The sequence below is a fragment of the Cysteiniphilum halobium genome, from assembly GCF_003574425.1.
GTDB lineage: Bacteria > Pseudomonadota > Gammaproteobacteria > Francisellales > Francisellaceae > Caedibacter > Caedibacter halobius.
In genome coordinates this window covers 19,896-37,633 of record NZ_QLIU01000042.1, presented here as the reverse complement: position 1 = coordinate 37,633, position 17,738 = coordinate 19,896, and the positions used below count along the sequence as shown (strand labels likewise).

Genomic DNA, 17,738 nt, shown 5'->3' with positions numbered 1-17,738 from the left:
AGCATTAACAGGTTTTATAGACTTCTTACATGATATTCTAAAACTCTTTTAACCTTATACTTTCTTGATCATTGCTTGGTTGTACTGACAAATGGACTCATCGGCAGATATTAGCATAATTCCTTCTACCATTGATTGGGCAATTAAAATACGATCAAATGGATCTTTATGAATCAGTGGCAGCGTATTTACCTCAACGACATGTTCACTCAAAATAGGTAGCTCACTATAACCATTATCTATTAACGCACGTCTTAGCAAACGAGCGTCGACTTGGAAATCATATGGTAAAATTACAAATCTAAATTATTACGTTTAAAGACGCGATCCGCGCGATAACTTGAGCGCACCATAGGCCCTGAAGCGACTTCAAGGAAACCTTTTTCCAAACCAATTTGACGATAAGTTTCAAATTCTTTAGGGGTAACAAAACGATCGATCGCCAAATGATGTTTTGTCGGCTGCATATATTGCCCTAAAGTTAAAATATCGACTTTAGCATCGCGCAAATCATCCATTGTTTTGAGCACTTCGTCATGCGTTTCACCTAAGCCTAGCATCAAGCTTGTTTTAGTTAAAATCTCAGGCTTTTGTGATTTGACATATTCAAGCACTTTAATCGTCTGCCAATAACCAGCACGTGGATCCCGCACTTTAGTCGTCAAACGCTCAATCGTTTCAACATTTTGTGCAAACACATCAACCTTTGTTGCAATAAGTTTATCGATCGCCTTTGTATCTCCTTGAAAATCAGGCGTTAACGCTTCAACTTTAATCTCAGGGATAAGTTCTTTTATTTCATTAATCGTTTGCGCGTAGTGTGCAGCACCTCCATCTGATAGATCATCACGATCCACCGAAGTTAACACGACATATTGAAGTCCCATAAGCTTAACACTTTCAGCGGCATTTCTGGGCTCATTAACATCTAACCAGCCTTTAGGATTTCCCGTATCCACCGAACAAAACTTACATGCTCTTGTGCAAACACTGCCCATCAACATAATGGTAGCAGTACCATGTGACCAGCACTCATTAATATTTGGGCACTTGGCTTCTTCACAGACTGTTGATAATTTATGCTTTTTCGTTAACGATTTTACCTGTAAATATGTCTTGCTTGAATCCTGTTTTGCTACCTTTAACCAATCCGGTTTTTGAATACGGATTTCATTGACCTTTTTATCTTTAATACCATCTTTTACTGCAGAAAAACCTTGCTCTGTTTGATATTTCTTACCGCTTTCAACTTTTACTGGAATATCGATTAACTTGCTCATATGAGTTATTTTAAATACTTTAAGCGCTTAAAACTTATAACGCATCATGACAAAAAAAGACGCTTAAGACAATGTTATTTTAAAAGCTTTTTAGAGCCGGATATGCTACATTTTCACCATACTTTGTCTTAACATCACTAAATAATGCTTAACTTTCTTGGAATCAAAAACTTTGCAATTATCAAAAACTCTGAAATACATTTCAAATCGGGCATGACAACAATCACGGGTGAGACAGGTGCCGGTAAGTCTATTCTTTTGGATGCACTTAATATCGTTCTTGGCACACGCGTTGATAAATCAACCCTAACAAGTGATGCGCCTTGTGAAATCTCTGCTATTTTTGACATCAGCAAGATTCCTCATGCTAAAACCCTATTAAACAGTTTTGAGTTAGCCCACCAAGATGATGAATGTTTATTGCGTCGCGTGATTCAAAGAGATGGTAAAACACGCGCATTTATCAACGGCAGTTTGGTGACTTTGGCACAACTTAAACAACTAAGTGAGCAACTAATTAGCATTTATGGTCAAAACGCGCATCATAGCTTATTAGATCCTACCAATCAGTTAATACGCCTTGATACCTATGCTGGCTTAACCACTGAAGTTGATGAAGTTACAGCAATTTTTAAAAAACTATCTGAAATCAATGCATTAATTAGCGACGAAAAAGAGCGTATTGAAAAAGATAAAACGGCTTTAGCGTTAATGCAATATCAATACGATGAGCTCGTGCAACTAAACCTTGGTGCTGATGAATTAACTAAATTAGATCAAGAGCATAAGTCACTTGCTAATGCCGAGGCACAAATTCATACCATCGCCCAAGTCGTTGAATGCATCAATGATAATGAACAAAGCCTATTGGGCACACTAGATCAATTAATACATCAATTAAATACCTATAACGAAAATTCAGCATTTAAAAGTATTTACAGTCTATTAACAGATGCTAAAGTCTATCTCAAAGAAGCCGAACATGAAGCCAGACACCTTTTAGATCACTTAGAAATAAACCCTGAAAAACTACAACAGATTGACCAACGACTTAATGAGATATATCAGCTAGCACGCAAGCACAAATTAGATCCCAAGCAACTTTATCTGCATATTGCTGAACTTGAACAAAAAATTAGTGCACATGCGCAAAATGAACAAAAGCTTATGCAATTGACTCAAGAAAAGTCTCTTTTAGAGGAGGCTTATTTAGCCAAAGCAACGGCCTTAAGCAATAAACGCCAAGCGGCAAGCAAAAAGTTTGCCGGCGAGATTCAACAGTATATTCGTCAACTAAATATCCCAAAGGGTGAGTTTTACGCACACATTATTCAAGGTAAAACAAAACATGCCAATGGTATTGATCACTGTGACTTCTTAATTAACTTCAACCCCGGACAGCAACCAGCACCCATTGATAAAGTCGCCTCAGGTGGTGAGCTAAGTCGCATTGGTTTGGCAATACATGTTATTGCATCGAAAAAAATCGCACCACCTACCATTATTTTTGATGAGGTCGATGTCGGTATTAGTGGAGGTACAGCTGAAATTGTTGGTAAACTCCTTAAGCAGGTATCCAAGAATGCGCAAATACTTTGCATTACCCATCAAGCGCAAGTGTCGATCCAAGGAGATCAACAGCTACATATCAGTAAAAAACATCTTGAGCATGATACTATTTCTGAAGTGCTTGAACTGAATAAAGAAGAGCGCATTAATGAAACTGCACGCATTATTGGTGGTGTTGACATTACCGATAAAGCGCTACAACACGCCAAAGAAATGTATGAACTCTATCACAAGTAATTACTACCAATAATAACCAATAAATTGAACTTCAACCCCCCTCACCCGTGCAGCTAATGCTGCACGACCTCTCCCACAAGGGGAGAGGTAAAAATTAGCGTAGCTTATTGCTTCATTTTTATTACCAACTACTATCTTCCTAGCCACTTTTTCCAGACAAATAACAAAGCGGCAAAACTGCGACATTCGATAAACTGCGGGTGAGTAATAAGTGCGTCAATATCTGACAATTTCCATGGCACAACTTCTAAATCTTCTGGTTCATCGCCTTGAGCAGCTTTAGCTGAAAGACCTTCAGCAACGACTAATGAGATATGTTGCTTCATATAATTGGGTGACAAATATACATCTTTAAGATAAGTGTAATGCTTTGCCGTAAATCCAGCTTCTTCCATCAACTCTCTGTCTGCCGCCTGATAGAGGTCCTCACCTTGATCAATAGCACCTTTTGGAAACCCCAAAGTATAATCTTCAACACCCGATGAATACTCTTTGATGAGTAAAACCGTGTCATTATCAAACATAGGCACAATTAAAACAGCTGTATGCTCATCACTTTTTGGCGCAATACGCTCATACGTACGTATATTACCGTTACTAAACGTTAATTCAAGCGCTTCAATTTTAAATAAGTCTGACGCAAATAACTCTTTTTTATTATGAATGATGGGAAGCTTAGTAGCCATTACTGACCTCCTGCCAACGTTCAGATGTACCGACATCACACCAGTTAGCGTGAAACACCTCACCACTTATCACTTTTTGTTCAATAAAGGACTGCCAAATAGCAGGCAGAGAAATCTTCTCACCAGCATAAGTATTAGCAAATAATGACTTCTGACACAAACTAATACCGGTATAAGTGTAGCTTTCTCCTCTACTGATCTTATTGACAATATTATTTTGACCATCTAAACAGAAGTCCCCTTTTAGATTATGCTTTGGATTTGGTACAAGAATTAAATGTGCCAATGACTCCATTGTTTGACTGTAACGAATAATGTGTGAGAAATTATAATCCGTCATAACATCAGCATTTACCACAATAAAAGGGTCACTCAACCAAGGCAGAGCTCTAATAATCCCACCACCGGTATCATAGGCATCTAAAGATTCATATAGATAGCAAATATTTATTCCCCAACGCTTGCCAAAGTCAACTTCATATACAATTAACTCTGCCAGATAAGCAACATTAATCACAATACTGGTCACACCTGCAGCAACAAGACGCTCTATTTGCCATTCAATAAGTGATTTACCATTGACTTTAATGAGTGGTTTCGGCGTGTGGTTGGTCATATCCCCCATTCTGCGTCCTCGTCCTGCTGCAAGTATCATTGCACTAACACCATGATTTACTTTTTTTGATATCATTCCATTTGTCATCCAAATTTTATCTCTTTAATTAAATTTAATTTATTATTAGCCAACGCTTATCTCATACTAGCAATATAAAGATAGATCGCAAAAAAGTGTGCAATACTACCAGCCAGCACAAACAAATGCCATAAAAAGTGACAAAACTCAATTTTCTCGTCAAGCATATAAAAAACAACACCACTGGTATAAAGCACACCACCTAAGATAATCCACATCAAACAGCTACCAGGCAAAGCTTCAACAATTTGCACAATAAAGCCAATTGCCGCCCAGCCCATAATGACATATAGTGCTGTTGACAGCCATCCATCACCAAAAAACATTACTTTATAAACAAATCCAGCAATTGCAGCCCCCCACAACAAAGCAAAAATAACCCAACCATAAACGCCAGATAAAGCAATCAATGCGATCGGTGTGTAGGTTCCGGCAATCAAAAAATAAATATTTAAATGATCGACTTTACGCAATATCTTTTTAAGCCTGGGATTAGATACACCATGATATATACTTGAGGCACCATACATCGAAATCAAGCTTACGCCAAATATTGTCACGGCAACCACATTAATCGTATTCCCCGTTGCAATAGCTTTAACTACCATCACAATAAGCGCCACAATACTAAACAACGCACCGATGAAGTGCGTCAAGGTGTTTAAAAACTCTTCACGACGTGAGTAAAGAACTTTAGAAGCAGCAGGTACAGCCACTTCTCCATTTAAATTTCTTGCTTTTTTCAACAACATATATTTTGGTCGATTTTGATTTCAAACGTTGCTATTTTGCGCTATATGTAGCCATTAATCAAAAGCTAATAACAACTTTATGTCCAAAAGATGTATTCTCAAGTCCTTTAATCTTTCCAATATTAGCAATAACCCTCTATACTTTGAAATAGTTGTTGGTTATGTTGGCACCAAGGATGAAAAAAAGAAGCAAGTCAAAAATCACTACAATGAACAAAGACGAAGCAAAATTTTATGTAAGTGCTGAAACTCTGATATTGACCGGGCAATGGCGTTGGCAATCTCTTGATCAAAATATCTTGGCAAAAATCAATAACCTCAAAGAACACATAATGTGCATTGATGCACAACAAATTGAAAAGCTAGACATCTCAGGTGCTTACTTTATATACAAAATACAGAAGTTCTTTTTACAAGCTACGATTAAAGTTACTCATACTCAAAGAAGTTTAATTAATCTGGTTCATGAAAACTACACCAATTATGACAGTCGCTTGCAACCTTTAAATACCTATGAAAAAGTTTACCAAATAGGTGAACACACAACAAGTTATATCAAAGATAGTAAAAATTTAGTGGCTTTTATTGGTGCCACGGTAATGAGTTATTTGCAAGTGATTCGTACACCATTTGCTACCCAATGGCGCCTGTTACTGGATATTGTTATCCAAACAGGTGTAAAAGCAATTCCAATTGTCTCATTACTGTGTTTTTTGATAGGAGTTGTACTGTGTTATCAAATTGGTTCACAGCTTAAAATTTATGGCGCCAATATTTTTGTGGTGGATTTACTTGGTATTTCGCTATTGCGTGAATTTGCTCCTTTAATCACAGCAATTATTGTCGCCGGCAGATCCGCTTCCTCATATACAGCAGAGCTCGGTTCAATGAAAGTCCAACAAGAAGTTGATGCACTTAAAACCTTTGGCATCAGTCCCATTAAACGTCTGATATTGCCACGAATTATTGGTATGATGATCTCTTTGCCACTATTAATCGTTATTGCGGATATTATCAGCTGTATTGGTGGCATGATTATGGCAAAAACATCTCTTGGCATTAGCTTTTTTGATTTTTTACAGCGCTTTTCTACTGCAGTTTCATTTAACAACTATCTCACAGGACTGATCAAAGCACCATTTTTTGCGATTATTATTGGTACAGTTGGTTGTTATCGTGGTACTGTCGTTAAAAATAACTCTTTAAGTATCGGACAGGAAACCACTAAGAGTGTAGTTTATGCCATCTTTTTGATTATTGTGACCGATGCACTATTCTCCATCTTGTTCAGTGCAATAGGAATATAAATAATGCAGGAAACAAAAGAACAGCCAATTATTGAAGTGAAAAATCTGGGGACCTGCTTTGATGGTATCTGGGTACATAAGGGGTTAAACCTTACCATTTATCCGCATCGCATCACCTCGATTATTGGTGGCAGTGGCTCAGGCAAAACGACATTGATCCGAGAAATATTGATGCTGCAACCGGTAACAGAGGGCGAGATATTTTTATTAGGACAAAAAATCTCTGATCTGTGCGACGATGAGATGAAACGCCGCCAATTCGCAAGTCAGATGGGCATGATGTTTCAAGGTGGTGCACTCTTTAGCGCATTAACTGCACTTGAAAATGTCATGTTTCCCTTACAAGAATACACCAGTTTTAGCCGTGATATTGTGATTGACCTAGCACGCTTAAAACTTAAAATGGTTGGTTTATCAGAGGATGCTTATGCCAAATATCCTTCTCAACTCAGTGGTGGAATGCTTAAACGCGTGGCTCTTGCACGAACTTTGGCACTTGATCCTGAGATTATTTTTCTAGATGAACCTTCAGCTGGCCTTGACCCACATTCTACTTATGCACTGGATCAATTGATTTTAAAGCTTAAGCAAGATTTGAATCTATCTATTATTATGATTACACATGATTTAGAAAGTATATGGCGCATTGTTGATGAAGTCGTCTATATTGATCAAAAGCGTATCCTTATTCATGATAGTGTTGAGAATGCTGCTAAAATGACACAATATGAAAACCTTAATAATTTCTTTAATGGTGCTAAAACCAATAAAGAAGAAAAACAATACTAGGATCGTAACCATGAAAAATAATCGTTACTTTGTTGCAGGTTTGTTTATTATCATCACTACTATTGTGATGATCTTTATTGGCTTTTGGCTTGCTTTTGGCTTAAAGGATGTCAAATATAATACATATATTGCGCGTTTTAATGAGTCAGTTACTGGATTAAATGTCAATGCAGCAATCAACTACAATGGTGTAAATGTGGGTAAGGTTGAAAGTATTAGTATCGACAAACAAAACCCAAGCATTGTTATCGTCGTTATGCAGATTCAACAAGGGATTCCAATCTACAACACAACGTATGCAAGTTTAGTGCCACAAGGTATTACTGGTCAGGTTTTTATTACCTTATCGCTCTCAAGTGATCCCAATCAATACATTATTAAACCCAAAGATGTACCACCATTTCCAGTGGTTAAAACCAAGCCCTCATTCTTAACGAATATCGTTAACCAGATGAGTAGCGTTGCGAAACAAGTCACTTTGATCTCAACACGCGTGGCTAAAATTATTAGTGATGATAACGTACAAAAGATCAATCATATTGTTGCCAATGTCGAAGATATTTCCAACTCACTTGCAACGAGTAGCCAAAATATTCACCAAAGCATTGAATCAATAAATATTATTCTAAAAAATGCAGCTAAAAGCTCAGCCGAGCTTAATCAGATTGCTCAAAATATAAATCATGGATCACAAGCAGTTGCTCACGCCTCTGAAGATGTTAGTAAAGTAATTACCAGCTTTAACAACCAAACCTTACAAGGTGTCAATAATATTTTGCTACCTCAGCTTACGCAAACGCTTAGCAATATTAATGAAACATCCGTTCAGCTATCTGATCTCTTAAAGAAAATGAATCAAAACCCATCTATCCTTGTGCGTGGTGAATCGCCAAGGAAAACTGGCCCAGGAGAATAATAATGCATAAATCTACTCAACTTCTTAAAATCTTAAGCATTGTTGGAAGTATAAGTATCATCACTAGTTGCGGCATTTTATCCCCCATAAAAAGCCCTGAAATTAAACAATATCAAATTATTGCACCAAATTTACAAATGACGCATCATCACACAGTCACTGAGCCCACTATTAAAAAAACTAAAAAGCAATTTGATCTAACGTTGTTTATTGCCCCTTTAACGGCAGATCAGCCATATAACTCAACTCAGATGTATTATCGTGAAAACAATTATGAATTAGCAAGTTACACACACCATTTATGGGCAGCTGACCCTGGGCAGATGCTAAGTAAAAACTTACTACAAAGCCTACAAGGCTATCACAGTTTTAAGAATATCGTTTCGAGTAATTTCATTGGCTATGCTGATTATCGCTTAACAGGCAATCTTAACCAACTCACCCAGGTGATAAAAGAGAATGAAAGTAATATTATTTTATCGGTAAGCTTTACATTAACAAATGCCAATAGCGGACAAGCTATTGCCATCAAAACGTTTACTTTGAACAAATCAGCCGAAACAAATGCAAAGAGTTTTGCAAATGCTACTAATGCGCTTGCCGCAGACTTATCTAAAGCACTTAACAACTGGCTTATCACGCAACCACTAGCAAATAATACCAACAACTAAATACCCGTATGAAACATACTTAATCAAAATAAATCAGAATTTATTAGATAACTTTATTGCCATAAATGGAATTACGTGCTACTATCCATTTTATCTTTAGTTTCTTCATCAAGAAACATGCTTGCTAGATTTGAAAAAATTAGCGTGGGGGCAGTAACACTGGGGGCAGTGTTTGCGAATGACTATCAACATGGGGATGCTGATAGTCGTTTGTATGCTTGTTTTGCGATGCGTCATAGTATCGACTATTAAACAATCAGTCAAGGTTGCGTAATTATTCATTTGCATATTTCTGCCGATGTTTAAGGCATTTTTGCTGTTTTTCACTTGAATAGGTATTAATGATCATTATACTTGGCTCATGAGTTCAGCGATGTTGAGATTGATCCCCAATCAATCTGCCGCGAAACTGCCCCTCCCCCAGTTAGCAAGCAATGGAACACTCGGCAAGGATCAGCGTTGAACTCAAATTTTTTCTATTTTTATCATACAACACCTTAAATCATGATGAAGTAGTTAGTTTTAGCATTTCGCCTATTTAGTCATAAAAATCATTTATATCTTATGTATAATAGCAACTACATAGCACAATGAAGTATACGCATAATATGTCAACTCTAGATAGCGCACTACGCATTAAAACACCTATCGAAACACTTGAAGTGATTAAAGCTTATTTACCTAAAGCCAAGATTACACGTCTGGCTAATTTAACTGATCTTGATGATAGTAACATCCCTGTATACACCTCTATTCGGCCATTAGGTAAATCATTATCAACCAGTCAGGGGAAATCATTTTCACATGATGCAGCTAAAGTTAGCGCCTATATGGAGGCATTAGAATTATACTTTGCTGAGGAGGTTAAAGCAGAGTTATATGACAAACCATTCCAACAAAGCACTCACTTTATCTCGCCCAATCAACTCTCTAGCAATATTATTTATAAAGATGATAAGGCGCATAACTGGTGTCAAAGCAAAAGTTTTCTAACAGATCAAACCTTCTACCTACCCTTTCAATTTGTATCAATTAACTCAGGGCATCCTGATGTCGTCATTCAAGCCACCGATACCACAGGTATTGCATCAGGCAATAGTTATGATGAGGCACTAGTACATAGCTTATTAGAATGCATTGAACGCAAGAGCGCTACTTTAACAAGCCAACAATTCAAACTGGATATTAAGCATGTTTTTTATGACAAAATAGCCTCACTTCATCACGTTGAATTAAAGTATTATGCCAATCCTTATGGCGTTCCAGTGATTAGCTGCTTAATTCAAAGCAAAGATAAAACTGCTAATCAAATGGTTTTCTCAGGACATGGTGCACATCTTAACAAGGAAATTGCACTTAATCGAGCACTCACTGAAGCGATCCAATCTAAAGTCACCACGATTGCTGGATCACGTGATGATTTATTTAAACATGCTTATGAAAAATCAAACCTTAAACTCAACCCAGAGGCTTATGAAATAAATTTTAGCGATATTCCAGAGCAACAAACCAACAACATAGCCAATGCATTAATGCTACTTAAGTCTGCCCTGAAAAAAGCCAAACAAGATGCATTAATTCATGTTTATCACGATGAAGAGCTTACTTTCTTAAAATCCATTTTAGTCAAACAGGAGGTGATTGATAATGCTTGATCTAACCAAACTTCAGATCGATATTTTTGCCGAGACAAGCATCACTCATGCTCAGATCAAAGCACATTTACCTCATGCACATCTTCACACTTCAGCAAAAACAGGTGATATATTACGCGTTATTCCAAATAGTAACATTATCATTCTAATTGATGGCAACTTTGATTTCACTAACTCGGTTTGGCATAAAGAGATCCTTTGCGCACTTGAGAAAGGCATTACCGTTATTGGTGCATCGTCAATGGGTGCTTTACGTGCCGCTGAGCTTGACGTTTTTGGCATGATTGGCTTTGGTTTTGCCTATGAGTGTTATAAAAATAATATTACCGATGATGATAGTGAAGTGGCGATTAACTACTATCGCTTGGGCGATGAAATGCTCCAAACCATTCCAAGTATTAATATTCGCGCAACTTGTGATGCTCTGATCAATAGTAGGCTATGCACACAGCAGACTGCCAATGATATTTTTACTAGCACACACAATATTTTTTACAAACGCCGAACCTGGGAGGTTTTACAAAGCACCTTAACACGTGATCAATTTAACCTACTTAAAACGCATTATATCAACGCAAAATACAATGATGCCTACCAGTGTATCACCGAATTAGCTAACATTATTGCCAAAACAAAAGCACAAGAATCCATATCGTTTACAACATCCTCTACCATTCCACTGAATAAGCTTAAACAGGATATATTTTGCAATGATGAGTTTGCAGCTCTTTTGTTTATTTTGCAGAAAATACATAATAAAAGTGACCATAAAAAAACAAACTCAGATATCACTCATGAGGCGCAAGAACTTAATAAGCTTACGCATTGGCCAATCAATATATGTGAATTTGCACTATGTCAGTTAAAGCATACAGGCATAGCATTGACGGATATTGGCTTTATGCGCTCACTCAATATCATTCGTCTGAACCTTGGATTTAATGATGGTGATATCTTTAAACAATGGTGTATTGATAAACAATTAGATATGAGCGTTGTTGAAACCACTTTTAGAAATCTTTTACTCATTAAACGCCTTGCAAATGCCTACGCATGTGAGCATCAGTTTAATTATGGCTATTAAAAATTATCATAAGATAAATTTAAAAACATCTTACTTTATTTGTCCCAATTCCTCAAAGGATAGAAATGCCTGGCGTATAATCGTTTTGACTGTGTTTGACAGATTGCCTAAAGAGATTTGTTGTTTTATCAGGCAAGTCAATATTGGTTAATGCCAAATCATAGAGGCTTGCTGTTAATAAACGTCCACCGGTCATCGAAAATGCTTTATCTATTGCACTGTGCATAATAGCTTTAATATCTTCAAAAATATAATCAACCGATATTTTATCTTCAGGTGTCAACATCATGGTATAAAATGTGCGCGCCATCCCCATATTTGCGAGAAAATCTGGCACAACTGCCAGCTTACCATCCAAGTATTGTGAGCATAGCCCATAGCAATATTCGCTTTCAACAAAAGGATGATTTGCACCACAGGCAATAAGCTCAAGACCTGATTTTTGCATTTGGTCAACAAAAGCCTTATCGATAATATTTGATCCAGCAGCCGGAATTAACACATCAATTTTAGCTGATATTAATTGCTGGTTAAACTGTTGATGTGTCAAATTATCCTTTAATACATTAAGTACTCTACGGCTTTTTACTACCTGCTTAACTTCATACTCACTTAAGCCATTATCACGTATCACACCGGCATCGCGATCTGTCATTGCGACAATAATAGCTCCTTCCTGATACAAATAAAAAGCTGCTGCTGCACCAACATTGCCAGTACCTTGAATATAAATACGTTTATTTTGAACACTCTCATTACGCGTGTGATAATAAGCAATAACCGTTTGTGCCACACCAAAGCCAGTAACCATTTCAGCAAGCTTAGTATCTGTTTCTTCAACTTTAATACTCGCATTTAACAGGTGCATATTATGATAAGCTGCTTGCGTTTTCAAGTGATCGCCTTGACAAAATGCATGAATAATCCCTTGCTGTGAATTATCTATACCTAAGCCACGCAGCAAGTGATTAATCTTATGAATATCAGTATTTAAATCGCTGCCAGTACCATAATATTCAACTAATAATGGATGGATTGCTTCATACCAGCGCTCAAGAATAGCGTATTTTTCGGGGTGATCTGGATTAAGACGAATACCCGTCTTAGCACCACCGATCGCAGGTCCTGATAACGCAAATTTAATCTCCATAATTTTAGCCAAAGTGGTAACCTCTTCCAGCGTAATATGTTCATGCACCCGAGTACCACCACCTGCTGCATTGCCACGCAATGAGTTAATCACCAAAAAGCCGCGTGCTGTTGAGCGTTTATCTTTCCACTGAAAAATAATCTCTGGCTCTTGTTGTGAGAAATGCTGTAAACGATCGACCACACTATTTTGAAAATCCGTTAAATTCATTTTTTATTCCTTTTTATTCTTATCCCTTTTGACTTTTTAAATTCTCTTAAAATTCCTTTTTTCAACCGTAGGGGCGTATTGTATAAGCCCTTGTATCGATACACCCCTCATACATATAGTGATAATGCAAAAATAAGTTGAGCTTCAATTATCCCCCTCAGCCGCGCAGTTTAAGCTGCACGAGCAATCCCACAAGGGCAGAGGTGCCAGGTGTTGCAACTTATTCTTGATTCATTACATATTCAATAATTAAGCTAACAGCGCATCCACTTTAGCCGCACATATAAAATCATTTTCCGTCAACCCATCCACTGCATGTGTTGTAAAATCGACCACACAGCGATTAAAACTCACGTGCAGATCAGGGTGATGCCCTTCACTATTAGCAACCCAGGCTACAGCATTGACAAATGCCATTGTTTTGTAAAATCCTTTGAACTCAAATATACGTGTTATCTTCTTGCCACATGCGCTTAATTGCCACATTGGTAATGCTTGCAAATAGCCTTCCGACTCCTTGATTGTGAATGGTGCAAGATCACCATATTCACAGACTTGACACTTTTTATCTAATAGATTTTCCATAGCTATTCCTTAAATTTTAACATCAAATGTAAGAGCATACCGTATAAGCCCTTGTAATTTATTGTATATACCCTTCTACTCAACAAACTCAACACCTTTATCTTCTAAAGGTTGTTCCTTTTTAAGGAAAAGTGCACTAAATTCAGGTAAACTTTGTGACTTTTTAATCAAGCCAATAAAATCATCTTTCAATACGTTATAAATGCTTTCATATGAATGCACGATATAATAAATCGGTTGATAGATATCGATGCGATATGGTGTTCTTAGTATATTTAATGCATCAAAGCGTGCATAACGCACCTTAGGGTCTTCAAGCGCATAAACTGTCTCGCCCATCGATGACAAAATGCCACCACCATAACAACGTAAACCTTGTGAGGTATTGATTAAACCAAACTCAACGGTAAACCAATAAAAACGCGCCAATAGTCTTTGGATATCAGGTGTTTTCCCTACTCCAAGCTCACCATAATGCTGCATAAAGTCAGCATAAACAGGATGAGCTAACATCGGACAATGACCAAATAATTCATGGAATATGTCAGGTTCTTGTAAGTACTTGAGTTCCTCAGGTGCACGGATAAATGTCGCACAGGGAAATTTACGTTCGGATAATAATTTAAAAAAGCGATCAAAGCCAATTAATGCAGGAACAGGTTCTACCGACCAGCCCGTGGTTTTCTGTAGTTTTTTATTAACCTCTGGGATCTGAGGGATACGATTAAGTGGAAAGTCAAGCAGATCCAATCTCATTAAATATTCATCACAAGCGCGCCCCTGAATAATTTTAAGCTGTGCTTCAATCAATGTTTGCCAAGTGTTGTTCTCTACTTCATCATAGACAACAAACCCGCGATAATCTGGCTTTTTAGAAACATACTTGCTGTTTGCTTTCATGCTCATCCTTCCTTTGAGCGTTGTTGTTTACAAGTGTAGACGAAAATGGCACAATTTCGCCAATAAGATCACCAAAACCAATTTTATAGCCCACTCCTTGGCAAAATCCTTGAATACATGCGCTATCACCATCTTGCAAAAACACGCGTTTTTCACCATTTTTTAAAACAATGGGATGCTTACCACCTTCAGTAATTTCCAAGAAACAGCCTAAACTATCTTTTGTTTTGCCACTTATGGTTCCTGATGCTAAGATATCTCCTGTCATCATCGGGCAACCGTTGATACTGTGATGCGCTAGCTGTTGCATCATATCCCAATACATGTATTTATAATTTGTTATTGAGATGACTTCATAATCTAGTTGTCTAGCAGCTTTAATTGATAATTCAAGTGTGATATCTACTGCCCAATCTTCCTGTCGCTTTAAATAATCTAAAACGCTAGGCTCTTGTTTTGGTGATTCTACGCGAAATGGCTCTAATGCATCTAAAGTCACAACCCATGGTGAAATAGAGGTTGCAAAGTTTTTCGATAGAAAAGGTCCTAATGGTTGATATTCCCATTTTTGAATATCGCGCGCACTCCAGTCATTAACAAGCACCATACCAATGACATGCTCTGGCGCTTGATCCATAGTCACCTGCTGACCATGTTGCGAAGGCAAACCAATAATAGCGCCCATCTCTACTTCAACATCTAAGGCTTTAGATGGACTAAAGATCGGTGCTTCATCCGGGTTTGGTTTAATTTGACCATTGGGACGCATAACTTGTGTGCCACTGACAACAACACTTCCGGCTCGCCCATCATAGGCAACTGGTAAATGTAACCAATTTGGCAATAACGGATTATCTTTATCACGAAACATCTTACCAACATTTTCAGCATGCTCGCGTGAAGAATAAAAATCCGTAAAACCTTTAACGTCAATCGGCAGATAAAGCGTGCAGTCACTTTGCTTTATTAACACCTTTGCTAGTAAGGTTTTATTATCGCGTAAAGTTGCAGTCTCACTATTTAATAAATCACTGATGATCTGCCTTAGTTCGCGCACCTTTTCTCGGCCATATTGAAAAAGATCATTTAATGTTTTCATTTGTGTTATATCAAGATTAAAGTCAGGTAGCAAACCCTCGCTATATGCCGCTTTTACATCAAAAATATACTGTCCAATGGCAACACCGATGCGTTGGTAAGTTTTATCTTCAGAGATTTTACTAAACATACCAAATGGTAAGTTTTGAATCGGAAAATGACAGTCTTTATCTATTTCAATAAATGATTTTAATTTAGGGTTATTTGCTTTGATTGTTAACATTATTCGATTACCTCTTTTGTAAACTGTGCTTTTAATGATGACCAGCAATTCAGATAATTATGCTGACGCAAATCACTCATTAATGCAAATTTGGTTAATTGCCATGGCAGACGTGATTCAAACATAAATGCCATAGTATTTTTATAACGTACAGGATTAAGCTTTGCCTGTGATGCATGAGTAAAGGTATCATAATCAGGGCCATGTGCTGACATTGAATTATGCATACTCATCCCACCTGGCTGAAACCCCTCACCTTTAGCATCATAAATACCTGTTAGCAATCCCATGCATTCGCTCATGATGTTGCGATGATAATAAGGTGGTCTAAACGTATCTTCCCCCACTATCCAGCGTGGTGGGAAAATCACAAAATCAACATTTGCCGTTCCTGGATTTAACGATGGTGCAGTAAGCACGGTAAAGATACTTGGATCAGCATGATCTTTAAGGACGGTATTAACAGGGCAAAACAAATCAAGATCATATTTATACGGGTATAAATTGCCATGCCATGCCACAACATCTAAGGGCGAATGGCTAATTTCACCTTGCCATAAGCGCCCTTGATATTGACAGTATAACAAAGCGTCTTCTGTTTTATCCTCAAATGAGGCAATTGGTGCCAAAAAATGACGCTCTTCAGCCAGACCATTAGCACCAATTGGGCCACGCTCTGGTAAATAAAATGCACTGACATTAGATTCACAAATATAACCACGTGCATGCTCATCGATTAATTCAACGCAGTAACGTACACCGCGTGGAATAACAACCACTTCATGTGGTTTAGCTTCAATCACCCCGTACTCTGTTTTAAAACGCAAACGCCCTTGTTGCAACACGTACAACCAATCACCATCAGCACTGTAAAAATAACGATTATCCATTGATTGGTTAATCGCATATAAGTGCACTGCTGCTGTCTCGTTATACATCATTGTTACAAGACCATGCAAGAGATCGGTTTTCCCCTGAGGAAAACTTAAAGCACTCCAACGCATCTGCTCAGGAGGTGTCAATACATCATCTTGATGATATTGATTACGTAACAAGGTGTGATTAACTAATGTATATTTTGGACTATGCAATACCGATGGGCGAATACGATATTGCCATGCTTTAAAGTTTTGCATGCGCGGCGCAGTAAATGCACTATTATTGACCTGCTCGGCATATAAGCCAAAAGGTGCAATTTGTGGTGAGTTGCGATCTTTGGGCAATGCTCCTTTTAGCGCTTCACTTGCAAAGTAACTATGAAACCCTAGTTGATAGCGCGCCATTTATTGACACTCCTTAGGTTTAACCTGTTCAGGGGAAGCATGAAAAAATGCCGGATGCTTCATCGCATGTATAGAGATTTTCTCAATATTTGGAAAGGCACTGATATCTACATTAAAGCGCTTGGCATTATATACTTGCGGAATAAGACAGATATCTGCCAAGGTAATTTCATCACCAAAACAATAAAAACCTGCAGTTTTTTGTAAAGTTTTCTCTAGTGCGACGAAGCCTAATTCAATCCAATGCGCATACCATTTGCTAATATCCTCTTTAGTTGCTGCAAACTCAGCTTTAAGAAAGTTAAGTGTTCCTGAGTTATTCAAAGGATGAATATCACAAGCTATCGTCAAAGCAAAAGCTTTGACCTTAGCCTTTAGCACAGGATCAGTTGGATAGATTGAATGCTGCGGATATTTATCTTCTAAGTAATCAATAATCGCCAGAGATTGAGTAATAGTAACATTACCATCTTGCAGGGAAGGCACCCGTGATTGAGGATTAATTGCTTTATAAGCATTTGAGAATTGCTCACCACCATTGTTAATTAAGTGTATCTCTTTTGATTCAAAATTTATTTTTTTAAGCTGCAAAACAATACGCACGCGAAAGCTTGCGGATGAACGAAAATAATCATATAAAACCATCATG

Annotated in this window: 19 protein-coding genes; 8 read left to right on the top strand and 11 right to left on the bottom strand. The window is 37.6% G+C overall.

From position 1 onward, the window contains the following. Nucleotides 1-54: 54 nt before the first annotated feature. Together DNK85_RS11565 and lipA are read right to left on the bottom strand one after the other, a co-directional pair. Nucleotides 55-294 carry a type II toxin-antitoxin system VapC family toxin gene (locus DNK85_RS11565; RefSeq protein ID WP_328587298.1) on the bottom strand — a complete coding sequence of 80 codons (240 nt, stop codon included), beginning with the start codon at nucleotides 292-294 and terminating at the stop codon, nucleotides 55-57. After that, on the bottom strand, nucleotides 294-1,280 hold the full coding sequence (gene lipA / locus DNK85_RS08190) for a lipoyl synthase (protein ID WP_119329093.1): 987 nt from the start codon (nucleotides 1,278-1,280) through the stop codon (nucleotides 294-296). The genes DNK85_RS11565 and lipA overlap by 1 nt, the downstream gene beginning before the upstream one ends. 144 nt (nucleotides 1,281-1,424) lie before the next feature. Here lipA and recN point away from each other — a divergent pair, with 144 nt between their 5' ends. Beyond that, nucleotides 1,425-3,086 (top strand): DNA repair protein RecN, encoded by a 1,662-nt coding sequence (recN, locus tag DNK85_RS08185; protein ID WP_119329092.1) that lies wholly within the window; start codon nucleotides 1,425-1,427, stop codon nucleotides 3,084-3,086. Nucleotides 3,087-3,217: 131 nt separating this feature from the next. On the opposite strand, the gene nudE is transcribed toward recN, so the two are convergent. Genes nudE through trhA form a run of 3 tightly spaced genes read right to left on the bottom strand, consistent with a single transcriptional unit; the run spans nucleotide 3,218 to nucleotide 5,218 of the window. After that, nucleotides 3,218-3,772 (bottom strand): ADP compounds hydrolase NudE, encoded by a 555-nt coding sequence (gene nudE, locus DNK85_RS08180; RefSeq protein ID WP_119329091.1) that lies wholly within the window; start codon nucleotides 3,770-3,772, stop codon nucleotides 3,218-3,220. Next, nucleotides 3,762-4,463, bottom strand: coding sequence for a nucleotidyltransferase family protein (locus DNK85_RS08175; RefSeq protein ID WP_162896619.1), 702 nt, complete (start codon nucleotides 4,461-4,463; stop codon nucleotides 3,762-3,764). The genes nudE and DNK85_RS08175 overlap by 11 nt, the downstream gene beginning before the upstream one ends. Before the next feature lie 59 nt (nucleotides 4,464-4,522). Then, complete coding sequence (gene trhA, locus DNK85_RS08170) at nucleotides 4,523-5,218, bottom strand: PAQR family membrane homeostasis protein TrhA (protein ID WP_119329089.1); 696 nt, start codon at nucleotides 5,216-5,218, stop codon at nucleotides 4,523-4,525. A gap of 176 nt (nucleotides 5,219-5,394) precedes the next feature. On the opposite strand from trhA, the gene DNK85_RS08165 reads away from it, so the two are divergent. The 7 genes from DNK85_RS08165 (at nucleotide 5,395) to DNK85_RS08140 (ending at nucleotide 11,640) form a co-directional block, all read left to right on the top strand. Further along, on the top strand, nucleotides 5,395-6,525 hold the full coding sequence (locus tag DNK85_RS08165) for an MlaE family ABC transporter permease (protein ID WP_162896618.1): 1,131 nt from the start codon (nucleotides 5,395-5,397) through the stop codon (nucleotides 6,523-6,525). 3 nt (nucleotides 6,526-6,528) lie between these two features. After that, nucleotides 6,529-7,314: an ABC transporter ATP-binding protein gene (locus DNK85_RS08160; protein ID WP_119329087.1), complete on the top strand. Its 786-nt coding sequence runs from the start codon at nucleotides 6,529-6,531 to the stop codon at nucleotides 7,312-7,314. A gap of 10 nt (nucleotides 7,315-7,324) precedes the next feature. Next, nucleotides 7,325-8,230, top strand: a complete 906-nt coding sequence (locus DNK85_RS08155) for an MlaD family protein (RefSeq protein ID WP_162896617.1) — start codon at nucleotides 7,325-7,327, stop codon at nucleotides 8,228-8,230. Nucleotides 8,231-8,232: 2 nt separating this feature from the next. After that, nucleotides 8,233-8,901, top strand: coding sequence for an ABC-type transport auxiliary lipoprotein family protein (locus DNK85_RS08150; RefSeq protein WP_119329085.1), 669 nt, complete (start codon nucleotides 8,233-8,235; stop codon nucleotides 8,899-8,901). 75 nt (nucleotides 8,902-8,976) lie between these two features. Then, nucleotides 8,977-9,153: a hypothetical protein gene (locus tag DNK85_RS11560; RefSeq protein ID WP_162896616.1), complete on the top strand. Its 177-nt coding sequence runs from the start codon at nucleotides 8,977-8,979 to the stop codon at nucleotides 9,151-9,153. Between the two features lie 356 nt (nucleotides 9,154-9,509). Next, nucleotides 9,510-10,556 carry a YcaO-like family protein gene (locus DNK85_RS08145; RefSeq protein WP_162896615.1) on the top strand — a complete coding sequence of 349 codons (1,047 nt, stop codon included), beginning with the start codon at nucleotides 9,510-9,512 and terminating at the stop codon, nucleotides 10,554-10,556. Then, complete coding sequence (locus tag DNK85_RS08140) at nucleotides 10,549-11,640, top strand: TfuA-like protein (protein ID WP_119329083.1); 1,092 nt, start codon at nucleotides 10,549-10,551, stop codon at nucleotides 11,638-11,640. The genes DNK85_RS08145 and DNK85_RS08140 overlap by 8 nt, the downstream gene beginning before the upstream one ends. A gap of 52 nt (nucleotides 11,641-11,692) precedes the next feature. Here DNK85_RS08140 and DNK85_RS08135 read toward each other — a convergent pair whose 3' ends face one another. The 6 genes from DNK85_RS08135 to maiA all read right to left on the bottom strand — a co-directional run bounded on the left by DNK85_RS08135 (nucleotide 11,693) and on the right by maiA (nucleotide 17,737). Beyond that, nucleotides 11,693-13,000 carry a Glu/Leu/Phe/Val dehydrogenase dimerization domain-containing protein gene (locus DNK85_RS08135; protein WP_119329082.1) on the bottom strand — a complete coding sequence of 436 codons (1,308 nt, stop codon included), beginning with the start codon at nucleotides 12,998-13,000 and terminating at the stop codon, nucleotides 11,693-11,695. A gap of 249 nt (nucleotides 13,001-13,249) precedes the next feature. Continuing rightward, nucleotides 13,250-13,585: a 4a-hydroxytetrahydrobiopterin dehydratase gene (locus DNK85_RS08130; RefSeq protein ID WP_119329081.1), complete on the bottom strand. Its 336-nt coding sequence runs from the start codon at nucleotides 13,583-13,585 to the stop codon at nucleotides 13,250-13,252. Between the two features lie 75 nt (nucleotides 13,586-13,660). Next, nucleotides 13,661-14,485, bottom strand: coding sequence for a phenylalanine 4-monooxygenase (gene phhA / locus DNK85_RS08125; RefSeq protein WP_119329080.1), 825 nt, complete (start codon nucleotides 14,483-14,485; stop codon nucleotides 13,661-13,663). After that, entirely contained in the window at nucleotides 14,457-15,806 is a 1,350-nt protein-coding gene (gene fahA / locus DNK85_RS08120; RefSeq protein WP_119329079.1) for a fumarylacetoacetase, read from the bottom strand. The genes phhA and fahA overlap by 29 nt, the downstream gene beginning before the upstream one ends. Then, nucleotides 15,806-17,089, bottom strand: coding sequence for a homogentisate 1,2-dioxygenase (hmgA, locus tag DNK85_RS08115; protein ID WP_119329078.1), 1,284 nt, complete (start codon nucleotides 17,087-17,089; stop codon nucleotides 15,806-15,808). The genes fahA and hmgA overlap by 1 nt, the downstream gene beginning before the upstream one ends. Continuing rightward, nucleotides 17,090-17,737, bottom strand: coding sequence for a maleylacetoacetate isomerase (gene maiA, locus DNK85_RS08110; protein ID WP_235842414.1), 648 nt, complete (start codon nucleotides 17,735-17,737; stop codon nucleotides 17,090-17,092). Nucleotide 17,738 lies beyond the last annotated feature (1 nt).

Coding starts and splice junctions, on each gene's coding strand:
- DNK85_RS08150 (WP_119329085.1), top strand. CDS start 8,233: ATGCATAAATCTACTCAACTTCTTAAAATCTTAAGCATTGTTGGAAGT.
- maiA (WP_235842414.1), bottom strand. CDS start 17,737: ATGATGGTTTTATATGATTATTTTCGTTCATCCGCAAGCTTTCGCGTG.
- DNK85_RS08165 (WP_162896618.1), top strand. CDS start 5,395: ATGAAAAAAAGAAGCAAGTCAAAAATCACTACAATGAACAAAGACGAA.
- recN (WP_119329092.1), top strand. CDS start 1,425: ATGCTTAACTTTCTTGGAATCAAAAACTTTGCAATTATCAAAAACTCT.
- nudE (WP_119329091.1), bottom strand. CDS start 3,772: ATGGCTACTAAGCTTCCCATCATTCATAATAAAAAAGAGTTATTTGCG.
- DNK85_RS08160 (WP_119329087.1), top strand. CDS start 6,529: ATGCAGGAAACAAAAGAACAGCCAATTATTGAAGTGAAAAATCTGGGG.
- DNK85_RS08140 (WP_119329083.1), top strand. CDS start 10,549: ATGCTTGATCTAACCAAACTTCAGATCGATATTTTTGCCGAGACAAGC.
- DNK85_RS08175 (WP_162896619.1), bottom strand. CDS start 4,463: ATGATATCAAAAAAAGTAAATCATGGTGTTAGTGCAATGATACTTGCA.
- trhA (WP_119329089.1), bottom strand. CDS start 5,218: ATGTTGTTGAAAAAAGCAAGAAATTTAAATGGAGAAGTGGCTGTACCT.
- fahA (WP_119329079.1), bottom strand. CDS start 15,806: ATGTTAACAATCAAAGCAAATAACCCTAAATTAAAATCATTTATTGAA.
- lipA (WP_119329093.1), bottom strand. CDS start 1,280: ATGAGCAAGTTAATCGATATTCCAGTAAAAGTTGAAAGCGGTAAGAAA.
- hmgA (WP_119329078.1), bottom strand. CDS start 17,089: ATGGCGCGCTATCAACTAGGGTTTCATAGTTACTTTGCAAGTGAAGCG.
- phhA (WP_119329080.1), bottom strand. CDS start 14,485: ATGAAAGCAAACAGCAAGTATGTTTCTAAAAAGCCAGATTATCGCGGG.
- DNK85_RS08145 (WP_162896615.1), top strand. CDS start 9,510: ATGTCAACTCTAGATAGCGCACTACGCATTAAAACACCTATCGAAACA.
- DNK85_RS08130 (WP_119329081.1), bottom strand. CDS start 13,585: ATGGAAAATCTATTAGATAAAAAGTGTCAAGTCTGTGAATATGGTGAT.
- DNK85_RS08135 (WP_119329082.1), bottom strand. CDS start 13,000: ATGAATTTAACGGATTTTCAAAATAGTGTGGTCGATCGTTTACAGCAT.
- DNK85_RS08155 (WP_162896617.1), top strand. CDS start 7,325: ATGAAAAATAATCGTTACTTTGTTGCAGGTTTGTTTATTATCATCACT.